Raw genomic sequence first — 23691 nt, 5'->3', positions numbered from 1 at the left:
TCCCGCGATGAACAACGTTTTCGTCCTGTTGGCCAGTCTGATGCTTCGCTTATCAATGCCCCACGGCCCGGCGGGCCACGCGGCGCGGTTGGGCGAGTTCGAAAAACCCGTTCCGACCGTGGATTCGCTGCAAGCCGCCGCCACCCGGCGCACCGCTTACCTGGCCGATGCCCTGCAGCTCCGCTACGCCCAGACGCTGCAGGTGAAGCGCAGCACCCATGCCCAGCTGCAGGCGCTGGATTCGCTCCGCTTCGCCGCCCCCGCCGCTTACGACGCGCCGGCCCAACAAGCAGCCATCGCCGGCATCGGGGCCGGCTACCAGCGCGCCCTGGCCCGCACCTTGACGGCTGCCCAGTACGAAGCGCTGCTGCGGCTGGAGGCGCCGGAAGCGCCGGCGGCAGTTATCCTCACGGCCCGAAAGTAAATAACACCATGGCAGCCAATACAACAGCAATGGCTATGGTTGAGGCGGCTCTGGAGCAGGCTCACCACTCTGCTGGCCTTGCACCGGTGCGGAGCGGCAGCGTAACAGCAGTGGCGGCCACGCCTCGCAAGGGAAGCCTGCCGGGGGCGGCGGCCAGCCGCACGCCGGGCTACAGTGCCCGGCAAGGCACCGGACAAATGGCCGGGCGTCTGTTTCGCGGCAATGCGACGGGTGCGCCCCGGTGGCCAGCCGAAGCCCCCGCTACGGCCTCGGGCACCTTCGCCGCGCCGGGCAGCCATCCCGGAAATAGTCTCTCAAATTCCTCCCGCTCGTTGGCGGTGGCGGGTTCCGGTGCCCGGCCGGCTGCTTTGGCCGGGCCGCCGGCGGGCCGCTTACCGGAGGAGCTGCTGGTGGCTCTGGCCAGACCGCAGCTTCCCCTCGTGCAGCTGTTTCCGCTACCCAGCCCCTGCCCCGACACATTCGACGTCGACTTCCGGCTTGCTGAACCTGCTGACGTCCGGCTCGATTTAGTGGATGCGCGGGGTCGCAAAGTATTGGGTATTATTCGCCGCCGTCTGACGGGCAATTCTGCGCACCGCATTTCGCTGCTGCTCGCTGGCCTGGGCCTGCCGCCCGGCGCGTACACGTGCCAGCTACACGTTCTCGGGGCGTAGGCGGGCGCTACTCAAAGCGGCGGCGACAACCGGCTTGGTGGCCTTGTTTGGCCGGCAACGGGAATGACGTTTGTGAAACCAGTTCCTGTAAGGTTGCGGCAGGCGGCATTTCCGGTTAGCGGCAGTGGGCCGTAACTTCGCCCCCATGCCCTCCTCCCCTACCGAAACCACCCCGCTGGCCCTGCTGAAGGAGCATTGGGGGCACACGGCTTTCCGGCCGGGGCAGGAGGAAATTATCAATTCGGTGCTGGCCGGGCACGACACGCTGGCGCTGCTGCCCACCGGCGGCGGCAAGAGCATCTGCTTCCAGGTGCCGGCCCTGGCGCGGCCGGGCATCTGCATCGTGGTGTCGCCGCTGATTGCGCTGATGAAGGACCAGGTGGACAACCTGCGCAAGCGCGGGCTGAAGGCCGAGGCGATTTACGCGGGCATGAGCCACCAGGAAATCGACCACGCGCTCGATAACTGCGTGTGCGGCCGCTCGGTGAAGTTCTTGTACGTGAGCCCTGAACGGTTGCTCACGGAGCTATTCCAGGTGCGAGTGGCGAAGATGCCGGTGGGCCTGCTGGCCGTGGACGAAGCGCACTGCCTCTCGCAGTGGGGCTACGATTTCCGGCCGCCCTACCTGCGCATTGCCGAGCTGCGCGAGAAGCTGCCGTCCGGCACGCCGGTCATCGCCCTCACGGCCACGGCCACGGCCCAGGTGCAGGCCGACATTGTGGAGAAGCTGAAGTTTGGCCCCGGTGGCCAGGTGTTTCGGCAAAGCTTTGCCCGGCCCAAGCTCTCGTACTCGGTGCTGCCCACCGAGGATAAATTGCGCCGGCTGCTGGAAGTGGTGCGCGGCGTGGGGTCCGGCAAAACCGGCATCGTGTATGCCCGCACGCGGCGGCAGACGGAGGACACGGCGGCCTTTTTGCAGCAGCACCGGTTTGCGGCGGCGGCTTACCACGCGGGTTTGCCATCGGAGAAGCGCACCCAGGTGCAGCAGGACTGGATTGCCGACAAAGTGCGCCTGATTGTGGCCACCAACGCCTTCGGCATGGGCATCGACAAGCCCGACGTGCGCCTCGTGGCCCACCTCGACGCGCCCGATACGCTGGAAGCCTACTACCAGGAAGCCGGCCGCGCCGGGCGCGACGGCCAGTACGCCTTCGCCGTGCTGCTGGCCGGGCCCAGCGACGCCGACGAGCTGCGCCGCCGCACCAGCCAGTCATTTCCGCCCCTCGATACCGTGAAGCGCGTGTACCAGGCGCTGGCCAATTACTCGCGCACGGCGGTGGGCGGCGGCGAACTGGCCGCGTTCGAGTTCGATTTGCAGCAGTTTGCCGAAACCTACCGCATCAAGGCCGTGGACGCGCACAACTCGCTGAAGATTTTGCAGCGCGAAGGGTTTGTGCAGTTGAACGAGGCCGTGAACCAGCCGGCGCGGGTACATCTCATCCTAAACCACCAGGATTTGTACGCCTTCCAAGTGGCTAACGCCCAGCACGACCAGCTGATAAAGGCGCTGCTGCGGCTGCACGGCGGCGAGCTGTTCTCGGATTTCCAGACCATTTCGGAGAATGCGCTGGCCACCCACCTGCGCCGCAGCGTGGTGGAAGTGCGCCAGCAGCTGCGCTACCTGCACACGGCCGGCATTCTGCACTACCAGCCCAAGCAGGAGTCGCCGCAGGCCATGTTCACCACGCCGCGCTTCGATGCGCCCAAGCTGCCGCTCGACCAAGTGAAGATGACGGCCGCCCGCGACCTGGCCCGCGCCAAAACTCACGCCGTGGCCCAGTACCTCGCCGGCACCCGCTGCCGCCAGATTCTGCTGCTCAGCTATTTTGATGAAGCCGACCCGGCTGCCTGCGGCGTGTGCGATATTTGCCTGGCTGCGAAGAAAGCAGCCCAGGCAGCCGCGCAGGTCGTTTCGCTGCGCGAGCCGCTGCTGGCTCAGGTACAGCTTACAATGCCCACGCCCCGCGAGCTACTGGCGGCGTTTCCACCCGCGCAGGCCACCGCCGTCACGGCCGCGGTGCGCGAGCTGGTAGACCGCGGCGAGCTGGCCTACGCGGCCGACGGCCGGCTGGTGGTGGCAGACAGTAGCCGCGGCTAGCTTACATCGCGCCCGTCCATATACGCCTGCACTACGGGCAGCAGCAGGCCCACGGCCTCGTTCAGGTAGGTGCGCTCGGCGGCCGTCCAGTGGTGCGGGTGGCCGAACACGCAGGGCTGCAGAATGCCCCAGAGCTGGCCGTTTTCGGTGATGTGGGCGTGCACCAGGGCGCGGTGGCCGAAGGTTTTGCGCTCGAATTCCTGATTAAGCGTTTCGGGACCGGCCTCGGTCACGTCATCCACAAACACGGAGGGCTGGCAGGCCAGCGCGGCGCGAAAGAGTGGGTCTTCCTTGGGCAGGTCGCCGGCGTCGTCCTGCCAGGGGTGGCGGGGGTCGGGCACGGCCTCGTCGAGACGCCACACCAGGGCAATGCGGCCACGGGCCCGGGCGGGGTTGCGCACGTAGAGAAAGCAGCGGTCGGCGCGCAGGTGCGGGCCTGCCAGGTCGAGGGCGGCCTGCAGGCGGGCTTCGGGGGTGGCGTCGGCGGCGAGGGCGGCGCGCAGCGCGGCAAGGGGTTCGGAGTGGGGCGAATCAGCCATAATCGGAGAATGGGGTTGGCAAGCGTACGCAGAACGGCCGGCGGCGGCCACGGACCGGCGGGCAAGCCCGGCCGGTTCGCTTTTTGCCCCCAAACAACAGGAGGCCCTGCCGCGCTTGTCGCGGCAGGGCCTCCTGTTGTTGATTTATCAAACTGTCAAGCAGCCAATCCGGCGAGTTAGTTGCCGCCGGCCGAGTACTCGGTGTAGCCGCCGAGCAGGTTGCGCACGTTGGTGAAGCCCTGCTGGGTGAGGAAGGTTTTGGCCTGCGATGAGCGGCTGCCGCTCTTGCACTGCACGATAATCTCCTGGTCTTTCCAGGCGTCGAGGTCGTCGAGCTTGTCGGGCAGGGTGCCGAGCGGGATGTTCTGAGCGGTGGGGATGCGGCCTTCTTCGTGCTCCCAGGGCTCGCGCACGTCGATGAGGTGAGGGGTTTCGCCGGCTTGCAGGCGCTGGCGCAGTTCGGTGGTGGTGATGTCGGCCATTTTTTTTAGAGAATGGAGTGGTGACGGCATGGGGTGCCGGAGCACGAAAGTAAGGCCGTAATCTTCTTGATTTCGTAACTGCGGCTCCGTCAGCCACGTGCGGCGGCTATTGTATATTTGTAGCTTCGGCAGCCCGGCAATTTCATGCGGGGCTGCAACTGAAGCTTCTCCCCTCCCCGACTCATCTTCAAGTTCCTACAGTTCCCCCCAATTTTTATGAAGCAAATTTTCTCGACGTTGCTGCTGGTGCTGGCGTTGTCGCCGGCCGTGCTGCAAGCGCAGACGTTCCCGGCCGTGCCGGCCGCGCCACCTTCCAACCTGCAGGGCCAGGCCCTGCGCGACTGGCTGCGCACCAACTGGTACGACGGCAAGCGCACGGTGCTTTCGTACTCGGCGGCCCGCGCCAAAATGTACAACTACGCCGACAACTACAACAACTCGGTAACGTGCGTGTACTCGGGCTACAACACGCCCAACCCGTTCAGCTTCACCAGCAGCAGCACCACGTCGGCGGCCAACATCAACTGCGAGCACACCATTCCGCAGTCGTGGTTCAACGAGGCTTCGCGCATGGTGTCCGACATGCACCACCTCTACCCCACCTACATTCAGTGGAATTCGAACCGGGGCAACGACCCGTTTGCCGACATTCCGGATGCTACCACCACCCTCTGGATGCGCAACACCAGCAGCCAGACCACCATCCCGACCAGCAACATCGACGAGTACAGCGAGGACACCAACTCGCAGTTTGAGCCTCGCGAAGACCACAAGGGCAACGTGGCCCGCACGGCGTTCTACTTCTACACCATGCACGACACGCAGCCCGAGCTCATCGCCAACGGCAAGCAGAACATCAGCTCGCTGGCTCCGCTGGCTACTCTTTACGCCTGGCACCTGGCCGACCCGGTGGATGCCCACGAGATTGAGCGAAACAAGCGCGTAGCTGCCAGCCAGGGCAACTACAACCCCTACATCGAGCACCCCGAGCTGGTGGCCCTGGCCTACGGTTTAGCTCCGGCCGGCCCCACGTTCAGCTTTGCGGCCGGCACCGGCACCATTGCCGAAGGCAACGCCGGCACCAGCACCTACACCTTCACCGTGAACCTGAGCCCGGCCGCCACCACGGCCAGCACCGTGCAGGTGAGCCTGAACACTGCCAGCTCGACGGCCACCGGCGGCACCGACTTCACGTTTGCCTCGCCCGCGACCGTCACCTTCCCGGCCGGCAGCACCTCGCAAACCGTGACGCTGACCGTGACCGGCGACACCCAGCCCGAAGCCGACGAAACGGTGGTGCTGAACCTGACCAACCCCAGCACCGGCAACAGCGTGGGCTCGCCCGCCGCCCACACCCTCACCATTACCAACGACGACGGCCCGGCCCCGACCGTGGCGTTTGCCACCGCCACCGGCTCGCTGGCCGAAGGCAACACCGGCACTAGCACCTACACCGTGAACGTGACGGCCACCGGCACGCTGCCCACCGGCACCTTCACGGTGCCCGTGAGCGTGGATGCTACCAACAGCACCGCCACTCCCACCACCGATTACACGCTGAACACCACCAGCCTCACGTTCAGCGCCACGGCCACCACGCAGCCCATCACCATCACGGTAGTGGGCGATGCGGTGTACGAGCCCAACGAAACCGTGCGCCTGCTGCTCGGCACGCCCTCCAACGGCAGCATCATCGTGGGGTCGCCCAATGCCCACGTCTTCACCATCACCAACGACGACGCGGCTCCGGCCGGCGCACCTTGCACCAAGCTCTATTTTTCGCAGTACACCGAGTCGAGCACGCTGAATACCAAAGTGCTCGAAATCTATAACCCCACGGCCAGCCCCGTGTCGCTGAACGGCAAGCGCCTGGCCCTGTACTCGAACGGTGCCACCACCGTGACCACGCCCCAGGCCCTGAGCGGCACCATTGCTCCTTACGACGTGTACGTGGTGGCCAACACCGGCGTAACCGATGCCGGCGTGAAAGCCCAGACCGACCTGGAAAGCGCCGTGGCCTTCTTCAATGGCGACGACGCCATTGCCCTATTTGATGGCACCGACACGCTCGACGTGATTGGCGTCATCGGCCAGCGCCCCACCGAATGGACGGTGGCCGGCAACGGCTCGACCCTGAACAACACCATGGTGCGCCTGCCCAACACCAGCCAGGGCGGCCGCTGGAACGGCCCCTACGGCGCCGCCACCTGGACCGGCAACGGCGTGGACAACTACGCCGGGGTGGGCAGCTACACCAGCACCGCTTGCGGCCTGGCTACCGCCACCCGCGCGGCCGCCGTGCTGCGCAACACCCTCGAAATTTTCCCCAACCCCGCCACCGAAACCGTGCAGGTGCGCCTGCCCGGCCTAGCCACCGCCCGCGCCACCACCGTGCAGGTGCTCGATATGCTGGGCCGCCCTGTGCGCCAGCGCACCGCCCAGCTCGGCGGCGCAGAAACCGTGGCCGTCGACCTGCGCGGCCTGCCCGCCGGCATCTACGCCGTGCGCGTGCAAACCGCCGAGGCCGACTACACCGGCCGCGTCGTGGTGCGGTAGTACTACCGCCGATGCACACAAAAAAGCCCCCGGCCGATTGGCCGGGGGCTTTTTTGTGTGCTGCTATTTCAGCTACGCCAGTATATCGGCGTATTCGGCGTGGTGGCGCTTCACAAAGCCGGCCATAAAGGTGCAGGTGGTCTTCACCTTGAGCTTTTCATCGCGGGCGTAGGCCAGGGCCGTGCGGGCCAGCTCGTCGGCCACGCCTTGGCCGCGCAGGGCTTCGTCCACAAAAGTGTGGGTGAAGTCGATAACGTCGTCGCTGGGGCGGGCGTAGGCCAGCTCGGCAGCGTAGCCATCGCGGGTGGTGGTGAATTCCTGGTTGGTGGTATCGTGCTGAATGGACATGCGCAGGGAATGAATGCGTTAAAGAAGTAATGGAGGAGAAAAACCGGTGCCCCGGGCTGCTAAGCCCAACGGCCGCCGCTGGTTTGCGTACAGACTGCATAAGACGGGCCCGGCCCGTTTGGTTTTTCACCCTTACCCGCCTCCCTCCCGCATGGATACGCAAAATCCCTCCCCGACGCCCAATTCTGAGAACGAAGCCGCCGCCGGCAGCCCCCACTACGGCGACTTTGGCCACGCTGCTCGCAAAGGCCCCACCAACGAAGCCCCCGGCCGCAGCGGCGCCAACGACAACCCCGACGAGTTCAGCGAATTCTCTGACCGCGAGGAAGAAGCCGAAAACGCCCCCTCTAACCCCGAAGACCAGCCCGGCCACGTGGAGCAGAACCAGAACCCGGCCGCCGTGCGCGAAGCCCAAGGCAAAGACGACGACACCCAGCGCGCCGCCTGGGCCGCCGACGACCCGCGCTACGCCGGCGGCGGCACTCACAACACCCGCGAAGAGCCCGCCGACGCCAACTACCCCACCAAAGACGAATAGCCGTTTGTCATTCCGACGCCGAAGGAACCTGAGTTAGTTGTCCGAACGACAATCATCCGGTTCGTCCTGCGCAGGAATAACGGTTGCCTGCTTTATCATCCCCTATTTCCCCCGCATCATGGCTAATACGCCCAACAATACCTTCGACCAAGAGCCTTCGGAAGACGGTGCTTCGACCCCCATGCTCGACGCCGCCACCCACGGCCAGGTGCTCGACGATAACAACGCTTCGGGCCAGGAAAAGGCCGATGAGATGGACGACTCGCTCCGCACCTTCGAGCAGGACATGGACGCCCGCGCCCAAGCCGGCGGCGACCCCGACGCCCTGCCCAAGGAGCTGACTGACCCCAGTGACCGCGCCTTCACCCTGCCCGAAGAGCAGAGCTAGCTTTCCTCGCTTGCCCTTCCCGAAGCTGCCCCCCGGCGGCCATCCTTGCGATGGCTGCCGGGGGGCAGCTTTTTTTCAGCCATCCGGTTCGGTGCCCGGCTCGCAACTGCTCCTGGTTTCAACCAACGCATAATTGTCAAAATATTTATTGAAAAAAGTAAATATTATGTTTGAACAGCCAAAAAATTTATTATTTTTGTTGATATAATCAATAAAAAACTTACTTAAGTCATTTTCTTGGACATCCACCGAAAGTGTCGCCGCAGGTTTTACTTGGTTAGACTGTTCTTTTTCTCACACACTCTTTTTCTGCAGATGAAAACATTTACTCTCCTCTCGGGCCGGCCCTGTTGGGCCGGTACCCAACGCTCTCTGCTCCGGCGCGGTACCTATGCCCTGCTGCTGAGCTTCGTGCTGTTAGTAGCAGCCATGGGCTCGGCAGCAGCGAAACCGGGCCAACCGGGCCGGGCCTGGGCCAGCGGCATGGAGCCCACCGGGCTGTTCACATACCTGACGGGTGCGCGCTGGTCGCCGGCGGCAGCAATGGTCGTGGTGCTCAGCCACACCGATGCGACCTGCGCCGGCAACGACGGGACTATCACGGCCTCCGTGACCGGCGGCGTGGCCCCCTACTCCTACCTCTGGTCGAACGGGGCTACGACGGCCACCATCACCGGCGTTTCGGCAGGCACTTACAGCGTGACGGTGACCGATGCCACGGGCGCCACTGCCACTTGCAACTGCGGTAGTATTCAGGTGTTCACGCCCATCACGGCCACTCCCACTATTGTGGGCGTGCAGTGCAGCGGCGACGCCACCGGCAGCATTGTTCTATCGGGGCTCACCGGGGGCGTCGCGCCTTACACTTACCTGTGGTCGAACGGCTCCACTGCCCCGGCGCTGAAAGGGCTGACGGCGGGCACCTACACCGTAACCATTACCGACCACAACGGCTGCACGAGCACGCTTTCGGCCACCGTGCCGGCGGCTATCAGCCTGCTGGCCACGGCCACTCGCATCAACGCCACCTGCGCCGGCAGCGCTACCGGCAGCATCATGCTGGCGGTGAGCGGCGGCACGGCGCCGTATAGCTACCGCTGGTCGAACGGTGCGACGACGCAAAACCTAAGCGGCCTGGCCGCCGGTACTTATTCCGTGGCCGTAACTGATGCGGGCGGCTGCACCGGCACGGCCACCGCTACCATTCTGGAGCCGGCCGCCCTGCGCCTGAGCCTGACCAATCCGCGCCCCAGCTGCTTCGGCGGCGCATCGGGCGGCGTGGGCGTGGCCGTGAGCGGCGGCACCGCACCGTATGGCTACCTCTGGTCGAACGGGGCCACCACGGCCACACTGAGCGGCGTGGGCGGCGGCACCTACACCGTGACCGTGACCGACGCCAACGGCTGCACGGCCAACGGCTCGGCCACCATCACCGAATCGACCCAGATTACGGCCCTGGCCAGCAAAACCGACGCCACCTGCTACGATGCCAGCAACGGCACCGTGACGCTGGCCGTGAGCGGCGGCACCGCCCCCCTCGCCTTCCGCTGGTCGAATGGCGCTACCACCCAGAACCTGAGCGGCCTGGCGCCCGGCACCTACAACGTAACCGTGACCGATGCCAATGGCTGCACCGCCACGTGTGGCGCAACCGTGGGCCGGCCCACCCAATTGCTGGCCAGCGCGCTGGCGACTGGCGCGCGCTGCGCCGGTGGCACGGGCAGCGTGGCCCTGACGGCCAGCGGCGGTACGGCCCCGCTGGCTTACCTGTGGTCGAACGGCGCCACCACGCAGAACCTAATGGGCGTCGCGGCCGGGACTTATTCGGTGACCGTGACGGACGCCAACGGCTGCACCGCCACCGCCAGCGCTAGCGTAGGCGAGCCCACTCAACTGCGCGCCACCTCGCGGGTAATGGACGCCACCTGCTACGATGCCAGCAACGGCTCCGTCGACCTGACGGTGAGCGGCGGTACGGCTCCGTATGCTTATCTGTGGTCGAACGGCGCCACTACCCAGGACCTGGTGGCCCTGCTGGCCGGCACCTACACCGTAACCATCACCGATGCCAACGGCTGCACCACCACCAGCGGTGGAACTGTGGGCCGCCCGGCCCAGGTGCTGGCCAGTGCCCTAGCCACCAGCGCACGCTGCGCCGGTGGCACAGGCAGCGTGGCCCTGACGGCCAGCGGCGGCACGGCCCCGTTGGCTTACCTGTGGTCGAACGGCGCCACCACGCAGAACCTGAGCGGCGTTGCGGCCGGCACTTATTCGGTAACGGTGACCGATGCCAACGGCTGCACGGCCACGGCTTCGGCCACGGTGGGCGCACCGGCCCAGCTGCGCGCCACGGCTTCGGCAACCAACGCAACCTGCTACGATGCGGCTAACGGCACCACTACCCTGGCGGTGAGTGGCGGCACGGTCCCGTATTCTTATCTGTGGTCGAATGGCGCTACTACTCAGAATTTGAGTGGCCTGGCATCCGGCACTTACTCGGTGACGGTAACGGATGCTTCGGGCTGCACCGCCAGTTGCTCGGCTACCGTAGGCCGGCCCGTGCAACTGCTGGCCAGCGCGCTGGCGACTGGCGCGCGCTGCGCCGGTGGCACGGGCAGCGTGGCCCTGACGGCCAGCGGCGGCACGGCCCCGTTGGCTTACCTGTGGTCGAACGGTGCCACCACGCAGAACCTGAGCGGGGTAGCCGCCGGGACTTATTCGGTAACGGTGACCGATGCTAACGGCTGCACCGCCACGGCTTCGGCTACGGTGGGCGCACCGGCCCAGCTGCGGGCTACGGCTACGGCCACGGCCGCATCGTGCGCGGGCGGCGCTACGGGCAGCGTGGCCCTGGCCGTGAGCGGCGGCACGGCTCCGTTCAGCTATCTGTGGTCGAACGGCGCGACGACGCAAAACCTAACGGGCGTGGCCCCGGGCACCTATTCAGTAGCCGTAACCGATGCCGGCGGCTGCACCGCCAGCTGCTCGGCCACGGTGGGCGGCAGCACCGCCATGCGGCCCAGCATCATCACGACAGCGGCTACGTGCTGCGCCACCAGCAGCGGCAGCGTCGACCTGACGGTGAGCGGCGGTACCGCGCCGTACTCCTACCTGTGGTCGAATGGCGCCACCACCCAGGATTTGAGCAACGTGGCAGCCGGTACCTATACCGTCACCATCACCGATGCTGCGGGCTGCACGGCCACGGCTTCGGGCACCGTGACGCAGCCGGCTGCGCTGGCCCTGCGCACCACGCTCACCAGCCCCTCGTGCTGCAACGCCAGCACCGGCGGCATCGATTTGGCGGTGAGCGGCGGCACGGCTCCGTATTCCTACCGGTGGTCGAACGGCGCTACGACGCAGGATTTGAGCGGCATTCCGGCCGGCACTTATTCGGTAACCGTGACCGATGCCCGTGGCTGCACGGCCAGCACTTCGGCCACCCTCACGCAGCCCACGGCCCTGCGGGCCAGCACCAGCAGCACCAACGCCTCGTGCGGCAGCTCCGATGGCACGGCTACGGCCACGGCCAGCGGCGGCACGGCTCCCTACTCCTACCGCTGGAGCCCCGGCGGCCAAACCACGGCCACGGCCACCGGCCTGGGTGCCGGCACCTACTCCGTGACGATTACCGATGCCCGCGGCTGCACCGCCACGAGCTCGACCAGCCTGATAGCGGCCAGCTGCCGCACGCAGCATTGCACCCTTACGCAGGGCGGCTACGGCAACAGCAACGGCGTTATTTGCAAAGAGCCTTCGAAGCGCCGACTGGAACTGATTGCGGATATGTTCACGACTTCCAGCCTCGTGCTGGGCGCGCCCGGCCGCAGCCTCACCTACAGCTACACCGGCGGCACCAGCACCGCCGCCGATTTGGCCCGGGAAGCCACGGCTCAGTGCATCATCGACAAGATGCCGGCCGGTGGCTCGGCGGCTGCTTTCCCCAGCACGCTGGGCAATGCCAGCGGCTGCGCCAGCTCGTTCCCCTCGGGCTTCCTGCGCAACGGCCGCTTCAACAACGTGCTGGTGGGCCAGACGCTGGCCCTGGCCCTGAACACGCGGCTGGATAACACCCTGGCCGGCGTGCCCCTGAGCGCCTCCATGACCTCCTACGCCACGGTCAACTGCTCTTCGCCCGACCCGCGCGACTACACCGGGATTTCCCGCTCCATTCCGGCCTCGGTGCTCGGCAACCTCGACTACGGCACGGGCACGCCCACCGTGGGCAGCCTGCTGGCCCTCGCCAATAAGGCCCTGGGCGGTGTGGCCTACGCCAACGGCGGCGGCAACCCCAGCTTCAGCGACATCAGCTGCGCCGTGGCCAGCATCAACGAGCTGTTCGACAACTGCCGCGTCTTCGATGCCACGCCGAATTCGGGCTGCTCGGCTCGCTCGGTTGCTACCGCGGGCCCGACGACGGCAGGGAGCTCGGCTACCGACCTGGGCCTGACCGCCGGCGATGCATCGGCCGAAATCAGCCAGCTGGCCGCCCTGCCCAACCCCTTCACGACCGCCACTACCCTCTCGTTTGCCCTGCCCGAAACGGCGAAGTACACGCTAACGGTGTACGACCTGAAGGGCAGCGAAGTAGCCCGCGTGAGCAACGGCGAGGCCCAGGCCGGCGTGCGCTACAGCTTTGCCGTGGGCGCGGGCCTGCAGGAAGGCGTGTACGTGGCCCGGCTGGTGACCGCCACCGGCACGCAAACCATCCGCCTGAACCTGCTGCACTAACCTGGCAGCGCCCATTTGGGGCAGTGCAAAAGAGCCGGCCGCGCAAGCAGCCGGCTCTTTTTTTTGGTAGACAGACCTGTTGCGCAATCGTCTGTCATCCCAAGCGCAGCGCAGGACCTTCCCATGCTTGAACGGCTCGTTCCGAAGCAAAAAGGTCCTTCGCTGCGCTCAGCATGACAAGGCGCTGTCGGTCTAGTCTATCCATCTGGTCGAATAGCTTAGCTTAGAACCGCCAGCCCAGCTGCGCGCCGCCGTACCAGGCGCGGCCCGGCGCGGGCTGGAAATAGCGCCCGCCAAACGCATTCAGGTCGTTGCCGAGGCTGTAGCGGCGGTCGAGGGCGTTGTCGAGGCCGGCGTAGATGTTGGTTTCGAGGTGGCCCGCCAGTGTGCGCCGCCAGCCGCCCCGCGCGCCAAACACCCAGTAGCTGGCCGCCGCTTCGGTGTTGGCATCGTTGAGGACGACGCGGGCCTGGTGGCCGAGGCTGGGGCTGAGATAAAACCCCAGTCGCTCGCTGAAATCGAGCCCCGCGCTGAGCGTGTGGGGCGTGGTGCCGGTGAGGCGGTTGCCGCTCAGGTCGCCCGCGCCGCTGGGGTAGCTGCCGAAGCGGAAGTCGTTGTAAGCGTAGCTGGCCCAGGCGCGCAGGCCCACTTGTTGCATGGGTAACGTGCCCGTGAACTGCGAGCAATAGCCCTCCCAGCGGCGGCCATTCGTTGGCACCCACCGCCGCCACAGCCAGCCGCTCAGCGCCGCTTCGAGGCCGCGCTGATGGGTGCGGCCGGTGTTGCGAAACACCACAACGCCCTGCGCCGTGGTGCTGCTGACGATGGTTTCGCGCAGCTCCAAATCGAACACGCTCACGTCGTAGCCCAGCCGGCTGCCTAGTAGCTGGCCGCGCGCGCCCACCTCGTAGCTGGTGCCGCGCTCGGCCTGCAGCTCGGCGTTCAGACTACCATCGGAAGGGCGAATTTCCTCGACCGTGGGCGGCGCAAAGCCGGTGCTCACGCTGGCGTAGGCGGCCAGGGCGGGCGCAAATTCCTTCAATAGCGCCACGCGGGGCGAGAGCACCGAGCGGAAATCGCGGGCAAATTGGTAGCCCGTGGGGTTGGTAGCGGCCGCGCTGCTGCGCACAATGCCGTAGCGCAGGCGGTTGTAGCTGGCGGCGGCCGTGAGCAGCAGGCCGGCCGGCAGCTCATAATCGGCCTGCGCGAACACGAAGCCGGTGGTGGTCGTGATGTCGTCGTCGTAGCGTAGCGCGCCGGGCTGTCCGCCCACGTTCAGGTAGCTGCGCCCGTTGGCCAGGCTGCCCTGAAACTCGCCGCCGCCCTGCAGCCGCAGCGTGCGGCCGGCCAGCGCCGTGCGCCAGCGCAGCGCCGTGCGCCCGCCCCCGCCCACGGCCGTACCCAGCTGGTAATCGACCAGATACGGCGTGCGCAGCACCGAGCCGCTGCCGTACAGCGTGGTCTGCAAATCAAGCTTTTCGCTGAAACGGTACTCGTGCGTGAGCCCCAGCAGGCCGGTGCGCGAGGCGTAGTACGCCTGCTGGGCCACGGTGCCGGGCGCGGCAGGCGTGCCCGGGCGCGCCTGCCGCGGGTCGGCTGCGAACTGTGCCCGCGTGAGGCCGCCGGGCAGCTGATAGCTGATGTCGGCATAGAGGAAATGCGCGGCCAGCGTGGTGTTGGGCGTGGCCGTGGTGTGCACGTCGAGCGCGAATACGTCGCGTTGCAGGGCGCTTTGCTGGCGGTAGCCGTCGAGGCTTTGGTGGGCATACTGGGCGCGCACGCTGGTGGTGGCGCTGCCCGTTTCGGCCGCGATGGTGCTGCGGCGCAGGCCGTAACTGCCCACCGTGGCCCCCACCGCCACCCGGCTGGTGCCGGCGGCTACGGCCGGCGTTTCGAACCGGGCCACGCCGCCGGTGCCCGCGCCGTACACGCTGCCGGCCGGCCCCTTCAGCACTTCGAGCCGGCCGATGAGGGCGGGGTCGAGCAGGTTGAGCGGCGTGCTGCCGCCGGCTTCGGTGAAGGGCAGGCCGTTGTAGTACACCTTCACGTTGCGCACCCCGAACGGCGAGCGCAGCGTGCTGCCCCGGATGCTGAGCCGGTAGCTGGCCGTGGCGCGCTCCTCCAGCCGCACACCGGGCAGCGTGTTCACGGCCTGGGTGAGGGCGGCGGGGCTGAACTGCTCCACCGTGCGGGCATCGAGCACGCCCACGGCGGCGGCGGTGCGGCGCAGCGGCAGCTGCTGGCCGTAGCCCGTGACGGTGGCGGCGGGCAGGGCCACGGCGCGGGTGGTGTCGGCGGCGGCAGGCGTTTGGGCGAAACCGGACAGCGGCAGCAACGACAGCAGCAGAAAGTAAAAAGAGGTATGCAAAAGGAAGTCAGGAAATAGAAGTGCGGCTGGTTATTCGGGCACGGCCGGTCGGGCGGCCCCACGGTATCTTGCCGCATGAATTACCGCCTACCCGTTTTCGGGGCCCTTGGTTTTCTGCTGGCCGCGCCGGCCGCCGCCCAGGTCAACCGCATCGATGACTTCAACCGCATTGGCTGGTACGTGTTCGAGGGCGACCACCAATTGGGGCCGCGCCTCACGGTGCGCACCGAATGCCAGGTCCGCCGCACCGATTTCCTTCCCGACTGGCAGCAACTGCTGCTGCGGGCCGGCCTGGGCTACCAGGTGCGCCCCCGCCTGAAAGTGGGGGGCGGCTACACCTACCTGCGCACCTACCCCTACGGCGCCCACCCCACCGCCGACGCCGGCACCTTCCCCGAGCAGCGCTTCTACGAAGACGTGACGCTGAGCGACTCGGTGGGCCGCGTCGGGCTGGAGCACCGGCTGCGCCTCGAGCAGCGCTGGATTGGCGTGCCCGGCGCCAGCGGGCCCCTTGGCAACACGGCCGTGTGGCAGCGCCAGAACCGCATTCGCTACCAGCTTTCAGTGGAAGTTCCCCTGCAGGGCCCCGCCCTCGACGACGGCGAGTGGTACCTGACGGCTTTCGACGAAATCTTCCTCAACTTCGGCCGCGAAATCACCACCAACGTTTTCAACCAGAACCGCATCGCCGGCGGCCTCGGCTACCGGTTTCAGGACAATTTTCGCGTCGAGCTGCAGTTTCTCAACCAGATTACCCAGCACTACGACCCCGACCCCGCCACCCGGTTTCCGGTGTTCGAGTTCAACAACGGCTTCCGCCTGGGCGTGACGTATAACCTGACGCTGCTAAAATAACTCCTTGGCTAGCAACGTTGAGCAGTAGCGCGAACTTTGTAGTTCGCGTCCTCGAACGGCAATCGTTGAAGAGGCAAGAGGCGCAGGTACACGAACTACAAAGTCCGCTATTACGGGCAGTACAGCGCCTCCCGTAGCGCCTGGTCCTGCCCGTAGATATCCTGGTAGAAGCGTAGGCGGCCATTTTCGGCCGTGCAGGTAGCGTAGCGGATAAAGATGGGCAGGGGCCGGCGCAGCAGCACGTCCTGCGGCGGGCACTGCCGGGCCTGGGCGGGCGTAAGCAGCGGCGTGGGGTTGCCCTCGCGGCGTAGCAGCCAGGCGGCCAGTTCGCGCGGGCGTTCCACCCGGATGCAGCCGTGGCTGAGGGCGCGGTCGGGGCGCGCAAAAAGCTGGCGCTCGGGCGTGTCGTGCAGGTACACGAGGTAGGGGTTTGGGAAGTGAAAGACGAAGTTGCCCAGCACGTTGCGCGGCCCGGCCTCCTGCTGAACGGTGTACTTGAAGTTCTGCTCCGTCACTTCGCCCCAATCAATGCGCCAGGGGTTGCGGCGGCGGCCCCGGCCGTCGTACACGGCCAGGTTGCTTTCGGCCAAGAAGCTGGGGTCGTCCTGCAGCCGGGGCAGCATTTCCTGGCTGGCAATGGAGTACGGCACGTTCCAGACCGGGGCCAGCGTGAAGTACCGGATGCGGCTGCGCAACGTGGGCGTGGGCGTGGCGGGCTTGCCCACAATCACGCGGGCGCGGCGCAGCACGGTATCGTGGCCCAGCACCAGCAGCTCGAAGGCGGGGATGTTCACCAGCAGGTACTCCGCCTCCTCAATGGGTTCGGCGCGCCAGCGCTCCAGGTTCAGGGCCACGCGCTCGAAGCGGCTGCGGTGCCGCGCCACCACCGAATCGGGTGGGCCGGGCGGCTGAGCCAGCCACTGCGCCAGCGCCTGTTGCAACTGGCGGTACTCGCGGCTGGCGGGCTGAACGGCCAGCAGCGCGGCTGGCCACTCGCCGGCCGCCAGCGCGGCGCGGAGCCAGGCGGCGGCTTCGGCCGGCTGCCGCGCCCGGTGCCGCCGCCCGTGCTGCAGGTCGTGCGCGAAGGCCAGCACGGCAGTGGTCAGGCATACGTCGAAACGGGCCAGCTGCGCCGGGCGCGGGCCAACCGGGCCGGCGGGCAAAGCAGGGGCGGCCAGCGAATCGCGCAGGGCCAGCAGGGCGGGCAGGCCGTAGTCGGCGGGTTGCAGGCCGTAGGCGTAGGCCCGGGCCAGCAGCGCCAGCGCGTCGTGCGCGGGGCGGCCGAGGGTGTCGGCGGGCGGGGCGGCCGTCCAGGCCGGGCCGCCGGGCTGCTGGTAGAAAGCGCGCACGACCGGGGCAGCGCGCTGGCTGCCCGGCGGCATCGGGCGTAGGGTGTCGAGCCAGGCCCGAATCAGCAGCGCCACGGTGGGTAGCGGCAGCCTCTTCGGCGGCAGAGTAACTTTTGGGGGCTGCACCACGGCGGGCAGCTCTGCCGCTCTTGGCTTCGGCTGAGCCGGGCCGCCCACGGTACGGCAGCCGGTGACCACGCCCAGGCTTAGCCCCAGGCAACTCGCGAGCAGGTTGCGACGAAGGCAGCGGGACAGCATGGCGGAGGCCTGAAAAGCGTGAGTGACTTGTCCTAAATATAAGAAAATAAACGCTCATATGTTTAGCTACCTCGCGCAGGCAAAACCGGGCCAGCCCCTACCTTCGAAGACAAACCGCGCGGACCGGTTCCAACCCCGCCACCCGCTCTGCTCCCCTGCCATGCCCGCTCTCCCGCCCGACCTGCGCCGCGCCCTGCTCGACCTGCCGCCGAAAGAAAAAGACCAGCTCCTCGCTCGCCTCGTGGCCCAGGATGCCGTTCTCACCGAACAGCTCGCCTTCCGCCTGCTCGAAGGCCCCGAGGCGCTCGAAACGCGCCGCGCCGCCCTGCGCACCCAGGTCGACGACCCGGTGCGGGGCTTCCACCCCACCCCCAACGACCTGCTCGTGATTCTGCGGCAGCTACAGGCCCGGCTGGCCTACCACGCCAAAATTACGGGCGACACGTTTGGCGAAATCGAGCTGAGCTGGCGGCTGCTGCACAACGTGTTTCAGCACCAGGCCGCTACCACGGCCCGGCTGCATGGCCCCACCCAGCCCCTGCTCCAGCACCTGGCCAAGCGCGCCCACGAAGCCCTGAAACAAACCGCCAAGCTACACGAAGACTACCACCTCGAACTGGCCGCTACCGCCAACGCCGTGCTGGCCGCCCTGTGGCAGTCGGGGGCCGCGCCGCTGGCCCGCGAGCTGGGCCTGCCCCGGACGTTGGCCTGAAACCAGCCTGTGGCAACAGTACCGCAGCAGGTTGGTTTTCCGGCCCGGGCCAGCATCCTTTCCGGCACAATTGCGGTATAAGGACCTAGCAGCCAGCCAATGGCAGCCCCCTTATTCTTTCTTCTCCCTACAGCCTCCATTTGTCATGAATAAGCTTTTCCTCCTGCTGCTCTTCGTTTTCAGCCTGAGCACCGCCGGCCTGGCCACTGCCCAGAACCGCCCCAAAGGCAGCCTCAAACGCGCCTTCAATCACAGTTCAGAAGCCGGAAAAGGCAAAAACAACAAAGCCCAGTTCCGGCGCGACAACATCCGCCCGGTCATCGACCTGAACCCCCACACACCAGAAAAATTCAAAACTGCCAAAGCCAACCACCACTACAAATTTGCCAAAGGCCGCTAAAAAAAAGTCCGCCGCTTCGAGAGAAGCGGCGGACTTTTTTTAGTTAAAAGTGAAGAGTTAAAAGTTGGTTTCAGGAAAACTCTTAACTCTTCACTTTTACCTTTTAACTCCCCTACGCTACCGGCTCGCGGAAGCCCACCCAGGTGAAACGCTTGATGACGAACTCGGGGTTGGTGAAGCTGGCGTTGCCGGCCGGGTTGCCGCCCGTGACGTGGAAGTCGGAGAAGCCGGCATTCTGGTTCACGTAGATGCCACCAGTGAGGTTGAAGCTGACGGGCGTGCCGGCCAGGCTCATCTCGTCCATAATCTGCTCCTTGATGGCGTTGTCCGTGGTGTAGGCACCGCACGAGATGGCGCCGTGCTCGCGGGCCAGCTGTGCCGCAAGGTGGATGCTCTCCTGCGTGTCCTTGGTTTTGATAACCAGCATGATGGGACCAAACAGCTCCTGACTGAACTGCTCCACGTTGTCGGAGCCAATTTCGTGAATGCTCGGCGAGCAGGTGCGCGCGTTCTGAAACACGGGGTTGTCGACGGTGCCGTGGGCCAGGATGCTGCGGCCGCCGTCGAAGGCCAGCTGCTTCACCCGGTCGTGCGTGATTTCGCTCTGGATGGCGCCGAACACGTGCGGGCCGGCCTTGGGGTTGGTGGCCAGGCCGGTTACGGCGGCCGAGAGCTTCTGCACCACGTCTTCGTAGGGCACCAGCTCGCCGCCCACTTTCACGCCAGCGGCCGGAATGAAGAAGTTTTGCGGGGCCGTGCACATCTGGCCCGAATACAGGCTCACGGAGAAGGCCAGGTTCTGGGCCACTTTGTCGAGGTCGTCGCAGCTGTCGAGGATGATGCTGTTGACGCCGGTTTTCTCGGTGAAGACCGTCTTGCCTTTCAGGCCCTCGATGTACTCGCCGAAGGCCGAGCCGCCGGTGTAGTCGATGAGCTTGATGGCGGAGTTTTCGGCCAGCTCCTTGGTGATGAGGTGGTCGTCGGCGTCCACGGCCAGCTGGCAGATGTTGGGGTTCAGCCCGTTTTCTTTCAGCACTTTCTGCACCTCGGCCACTACAATGGCAATGGGCAGCACGGCCTTGGGGTGCGGCTTGATGATGGTGGGGTTGCCGGTTACGAGGCTGGCGAACATGCCCGGCACCGTGTTCCAGGTCGGGAACGTGGAGCAGCCGATGACCAGGGCCAGGCCCTTGGGCACGGCGCGCCAGGTTTTGTTCAGGGTGATGCTGTACTTGCCCATGGGCTTCTCCCAGCGGGTTTCTTCGGGGAAGCGGGTTTGCTCCTCGTAGCCGGCCGCGATGGCCTCCAGGGCCCGGTCGGCGGCGTGCGGGCCGCTGGCCTGGAAGGACATCATGTAGGCCTGGCCCGTGGTATGCATGGTGGCGTAGGCAATTTCGAAGAAGCGGTTTTTCATGCCTTCCAGTGCCTCCGTCAGCAGCGCGGCGCGCAGGGCCGGCTTCAGCTTGCGCCACTCGCCAAAGGCGGCCTGTGCGTTGGCAATCAGCGTTTCGGGCTGATAAAAAGGGTATTTGATGCCGAGCGACTGCTGCTCGTAGGGCGACTCTTCCTGGCCGGCCCAACCCTGGGGCTCGCCCTGCTGCAGCTCGGTGAAGTGCTGGCCGCGCATGGCGGCGAATTTGGCGCGGCCCTGGGCATCGGCATCGGCCCCGTAGATGTCGGGCGAGGGGTTTTCGGGAAAGGCGGCGTAGAACGTGCGCCCGTGCAGGGCCTGCACAGCGGCGTCGAGGGTAGCCTGGTGCTTGTTAATCATCGGGGGTGGGTCGGGTTGATTTTAAGAAGACGTGGTGCGGCCGCCGGGCCGCCGCGCAAGTTACGGCGAGCGGCCAGATGCGGGCGCGGGGCGGGCGGTTATGGGCAGCTTGCTGAATGTGGAGTGAATGGTAAAAACGAAAGGTCATGCTGAGTTTGTCGAAGCATCTCTACCGTGCAACGCAATTCAGTTACCGCTGCGGTAGAGATGCTTCGACAAGCTCAGCATGACCGTTCTGCTATTTTTCTTTCCTCGCCATCATCCCAAAGTCCGAACCCTCCTGCCCTTCGTAGTGTAGTATCTTTACTCACCCCTCCCACCGGTTCTACTGCCTGATGAAAAACACGTTACGCGCATTCCTATACCTGTTTTTAATTGGACTAAGCGGCCCGCTGTGCGCCCAATCCACGCCGCCCACCATCGCCGGCCAGCTGGTGCTGAAGCTGCGGCCCGGCCAGTCGCCGGCGCGGCTCGAAGCGGCGCTGCAGGCGCTGGCGGCGGGTACGCTCACGCAGAAATTCCCACACGCGCTGCCGCCCAGCGCCGAGCGGCCCGGCAGCGTGGAACTGCGCGGCATCTACCAGTTTCGAACGGCCGCTGACTTACAGAAAGCCCGGGCCGTGCTGCTGGCCACCGGCGCGGTCGAGTACGTCGAGCCGCTCTACATCCGTCGGCCGCAGTACCAGCCCAACGACCCGTTCGCCGATTCTACGCTCACCAGCCTCACGGCCAGCCAGTACTACCTGAAGCAGATTAAGGCCTACCGCGCCTGGGACATTACGCGCGGAGACAGCAGCATCGTCATCGGCATCACCGACGGCGGCGTGCGCCTGACGCACACCGAGCTGGCCCCCCAAATCAAGCACAACTATGCCGACCCCATCAACGGCCTCGACGACGACCACGACGGCTACGTCGACAATTTCACGGGCTGGGACCTGGCCAACAACGACAACGACCCGGGCTACGACATCAACATCGTGCACGGCACGCTGGTGAGTGGTGTGGCATCGGCCCGCGCCGACAACGGCCAGGGCCTGGCCGGCGTGGGCAACAAGTGCCGGTTTCTGCCGCTGAACATTTACCCCAACACGCCCACCGGCACCTTCGCCGGCATCGAGGCCGTGGTGTACGCGGCCGACCACGGCTGCCAGGTCATCAACATGAGCTGGGGCGCGCCGGGCGGCTATTCGCAGTTCGAGCAGGACGCCATGACCTACGCCGCCGTGAACCGCAACGCCGTGCTGATTGGCGCCGCCGGCAACACCAACGCCGACCTCGACTTTTACCCTGCCAGCTACCAGCACGTGGTATCGGTGTCGGGCGTCGATAATACCGATACCAAGGTGGGCAGCGCCACTTTCAGCCACCGCGTCGACCTTACGGCCCCGGGCATCAGCATTCTCACCTGCTACGGCTACCACGCCGGCCCGCAGGTCGACAACGACTACACGGCCGTGGGCGGCACCTCGTTTGCCGCGCCCATGGTGGCGGCGGCCGCGGCGCTGGTGCGCTGGCAGTTTCCCACCTACACCGCCGACCAGGTGGCGGCCCGCCTGCGCCAAACCACCGACAACATCGCCGCGCTGCCCGGCAATGCTGCCTGGGTGGGCCGCCTGGGCACCGGCCGCCTCAACATGGTGGCCGCCCTCACCCGCCCGAACCTCACCGAGGCGCGGGTGGTGAACAGCACGTTTGCGCCGGCCCGCGCCGCCTACGTGCCGGGCGAAACCATCCGCCTCACGGCCAGCGTGCAGAATTTGCTGGCTCCGGTGGCGGGTCTCACCGTCACGCTTACTTCGCTCTCGCCCTACCTCACGGTGGCGGCGGGCAGCTTCGCGGCGGGCAGCCTGGGCACGCTTGGTCGGACCGATAACGCGGCCGCCCCCTTCCAGCTAACCGTGGCCGCCAGCGGCATTCCGCTCAATACCCGGGCCACGCTGCGCTACCACCTCACGGCGGCGGGCGGCTTCCAGCTCGACCAGTACGTGGACCTGCTGCTGAACCCGGACTACGTGGTGCTTGACGCCAACGACCTGCGCCTGACCCTGACCAGCCGCGGCAATCTGAGCTACGACAACCCCTCGGGTACCGTGGGCGCGGGCCTGACGTACCGCGGCAGCGGCAACCTGCTCAGCGAAGGCGGTCTGATGCTTGCCACCTCGCCCAGCCGCGTGTCGGACCGCCTGCGCAGCGGCCGGGGGCAGCAGCGGCAGTCGTTTTTCAGCCAGCGCCAGGCCACCCGCCAGCAGCCCGGCCCCCGCGCCGACCAGGAGGCCCGCCTAGCCTTTCAGGACTCGATTCCGGCCCCCGGGGCCGCCGCGCGCAGCGTGGGCGTGGCCGTGCGCCAGCGCGCCTACGCCTGGGCCACGCCCAGCCGCCGCGATTTCGTGGTGCTGGAGTATTCACTAAAAAACATCACCACCGATACCCTCAAGCCGCTTTATGCCGGCCTGTTTGCCGACTGGGACCTGCCCACGCCCGACGGCGCCGCCCACAACGCGGCGACCTACGACAGCGTCCGCACGCTGGCCTACTCCTACGCACTGGGCCAACTGCCGCCCCCGGCCACGCCCGCGCCGGGCGCCTATGCGGGCCTGCGGCTGCTGCGCGGCGGCGCCCCGGCCGTGTACTCGATTGATGGGGCCGCGCCCGCCGGCAGCCCCGTGCGCCTGGCCGACGGCTTCTCGCCCGCCGAAAAATTCCTCACCCTGAGCAGCGGCACCGCCCGCGCCCAGCGCACCGCCGGCCTGCTCAACGGCGCCGACGTGATGCAGGTGCTCGGCACCCGCCTGGCCCGCCTCGCCCCCGGCGACTCGGCCACGGTGGCTTTCGCCATATTAGCCGCCCCCAATCTGGCCCAGCTACAAGCCTCGGCCGATGCGGCAGCGCAGCTCTATGCCACGGCGCTGCCCACGCGGGCGGCGGCGGTAGCGGCCGGGTTCAGCGTTTATCCCAACCCCACTACCGGCCGGCTGCGGGTAGAAGTGTCGGCCGATTTTGGCCTGCGGGAAATTGAGGTGCGCAACGCGCTGGGGCAGCTGGTGCGGCGGCAGGCGGCCAGCGGCGCGGCGGCTTCGCTCAATCTGACGGGCTTGGCGCCAGGGCTGTACGTGGTGCGGGCGCAGGGTGCGAGTTTAGTAGTGAGCAAAGCGGTGGAAGTGCGCTAACAGCAGCGTCGTACAGGGTGCTGCGTGGTG

17 protein-coding genes are annotated in these 23691 nt (G+C 66.6%); 11 read left to right on the top strand and 6 right to left on the bottom strand.

Annotation, left to right across the window (positions count from 1 at the left end):
• Window positions 1-7: 7 nt before the first annotated feature.
• The 3 genes from MON38_RS05785 (at window position 8) to MON38_RS05775 (ending at window position 3196) form a co-directional block, all read left to right on the top strand.
• The gene (locus tag MON38_RS05785) at window positions 8-424 is read left to right on the top strand and encodes a hypothetical protein (RefSeq protein WP_241935206.1); all 417 of its coding nucleotides are present in this window, start codon (window positions 8-10) and stop codon (window positions 422-424) included.
• A gap of 29 nt (window positions 425-453) precedes the next feature.
• Window positions 454-1098, top strand: a complete 645-nt coding sequence (locus tag MON38_RS05780; protein WP_241935205.1) for a hypothetical protein — start codon at window positions 454-456, stop codon at window positions 1096-1098.
• A gap of 145 nt (window positions 1099-1243) precedes the next feature.
• Window positions 1244-3196 carry a RecQ family ATP-dependent DNA helicase gene (locus MON38_RS05775; protein WP_241935204.1) on the top strand — a complete coding sequence of 651 codons (1953 nt, stop codon included), beginning with the start codon at window positions 1244-1246 and terminating at the stop codon, window positions 3194-3196.
• Here the strand turns inward: MON38_RS05775 and MON38_RS05770 are convergent.
• A complete protein-coding gene (locus MON38_RS05770; RefSeq protein ID WP_241935203.1) occupies window positions 3193-3735 on the bottom strand; it encodes a GAF domain-containing protein in 543 nt (180 codons plus the stop codon). The genes MON38_RS05775 and MON38_RS05770 overlap by 4 nt on opposite strands.
• Window positions 3736-3911: 176 nt before the next feature.
• Entirely contained in the window at window positions 3912-4217 is a 306-nt protein-coding gene (locus tag MON38_RS05765; RefSeq protein WP_241935202.1) for a rhodanese-like domain-containing protein, read from the bottom strand.
• 216 nt (window positions 4218-4433) lie between these two features.
• Here MON38_RS05765 and MON38_RS05760 point away from each other — a divergent pair, with 216 nt between their 5' ends.
• Complete coding sequence (locus tag MON38_RS05760; protein WP_241935201.1) at window positions 4434-6773, top strand: endonuclease; 2340 nt, start codon at window positions 4434-4436, stop codon at window positions 6771-6773.
• A gap of 72 nt (window positions 6774-6845) precedes the next feature.
• Here the strand turns inward: MON38_RS05760 and MON38_RS05755 are convergent, their stop codons facing one another.
• A complete protein-coding gene (locus MON38_RS05755; RefSeq protein WP_241935200.1) occupies window positions 6846-7121 on the bottom strand; it encodes a GNAT family N-acetyltransferase in 276 nt (91 codons plus the stop codon).
• Between the two features lie 151 nt (window positions 7122-7272).
• Here MON38_RS05755 and MON38_RS05750 point away from each other — a divergent pair, with 151 nt between their 5' ends.
• From MON38_RS05750 to MON38_RS05740, 3 genes are all read left to right on the top strand, one after another.
• Window positions 7273-7659 carry a hypothetical protein gene (locus MON38_RS05750; protein WP_241935199.1) on the top strand — a complete coding sequence of 129 codons (387 nt, stop codon included), beginning with the start codon at window positions 7273-7275 and terminating at the stop codon, window positions 7657-7659.
• A 118-nt stretch (window positions 7660-7777) separates the two neighbouring features.
• Window positions 7778-8047 (top strand): hypothetical protein, encoded by a 270-nt coding sequence (locus MON38_RS05745; protein WP_241935198.1) that lies wholly within the window; start codon window positions 7778-7780, stop codon window positions 8045-8047.
• Window positions 8048-8362: 315 nt separating this feature from the next.
• Window positions 8363-12778, top strand: coding sequence for a beta strand repeat-containing protein (locus MON38_RS05740; protein ID WP_241935197.1), 4416 nt, complete (start codon window positions 8363-8365; stop codon window positions 12776-12778).
• 223 nt (window positions 12779-13001) lie between these two features.
• Here the strand turns inward: MON38_RS05740 and MON38_RS05735 are convergent, their stop codons facing one another.
• Window positions 13002-15146, bottom strand: coding sequence for a TonB-dependent receptor family protein (locus tag MON38_RS05735; protein ID WP_241935196.1), 2145 nt, complete (start codon window positions 15144-15146; stop codon window positions 13002-13004).
• A 75-nt stretch (window positions 15147-15221) separates the two neighbouring features.
• Between MON38_RS05735 and MON38_RS05730 the strand changes: the two genes are divergently transcribed.
• The gene (locus MON38_RS05730) at window positions 15222-16001 is read left to right on the top strand and encodes a DUF2490 domain-containing protein (RefSeq protein WP_241935195.1); all 780 of its coding nucleotides are present in this window, start codon (window positions 15222-15224) and stop codon (window positions 15999-16001) included.
• Window positions 16002-16111: 110 nt separating this feature from the next.
• Here MON38_RS05730 and MON38_RS05725 read toward each other — a convergent pair whose 3' ends face one another.
• Entirely contained in the window at window positions 16112-17608 is a 1497-nt protein-coding gene (locus tag MON38_RS05725; RefSeq protein ID WP_241935194.1) for a L,D-transpeptidase family protein, read from the bottom strand.
• Window positions 17609-17768: 160 nt separating this feature from the next.
• Here MON38_RS05725 and MON38_RS05720 point away from each other — a divergent pair, with 160 nt between their 5' ends.
• Together MON38_RS05720 and MON38_RS05715 are read left to right on the top strand one after the other, a co-directional pair.
• A complete protein-coding gene (locus MON38_RS05720; RefSeq protein WP_241935193.1) occupies window positions 17769-18320 on the top strand; it encodes a hypothetical protein in 552 nt (183 codons plus the stop codon).
• 145 nt (window positions 18321-18465) lie between these two features.
• Entirely contained in the window at window positions 18466-18720 is a 255-nt protein-coding gene (locus MON38_RS05715; protein WP_241935192.1) for a hypothetical protein, read from the top strand.
• A gap of 112 nt (window positions 18721-18832) precedes the next feature.
• Here MON38_RS05715 and paaN read toward each other — a convergent pair whose 3' ends face one another.
• Window positions 18833-20491 carry a phenylacetic acid degradation protein PaaN gene (gene paaN / locus MON38_RS05710; RefSeq protein WP_241935191.1) on the bottom strand — a complete coding sequence of 553 codons (1659 nt, stop codon included), beginning with the start codon at window positions 20489-20491 and terminating at the stop codon, window positions 18833-18835.
• Window positions 20492-20826: 335 nt separating this feature from the next.
• Here paaN and MON38_RS05705 point away from each other — a divergent pair, with 335 nt between their 5' ends.
• On the top strand, window positions 20827-23661 hold the full coding sequence (locus MON38_RS05705; RefSeq protein ID WP_241935190.1) for a S8 family peptidase: 2835 nt from the start codon (window positions 20827-20829) through the stop codon (window positions 23659-23661).
• Window positions 23662-23691: the final 30 nt, after the last annotated feature.

This window comes from Hymenobacter cyanobacteriorum, assembly GCF_022631375.1.
Taxonomy (GTDB): Bacteria; Bacteroidota; Bacteroidia; order Cytophagales; family Hymenobacteraceae; genus Hymenobacter; species Hymenobacter cyanobacteriorum.
Note: the sequence above shows the minus strand (reverse complement) of the source record. Positions and strands in the feature narration are given on the sequence as shown.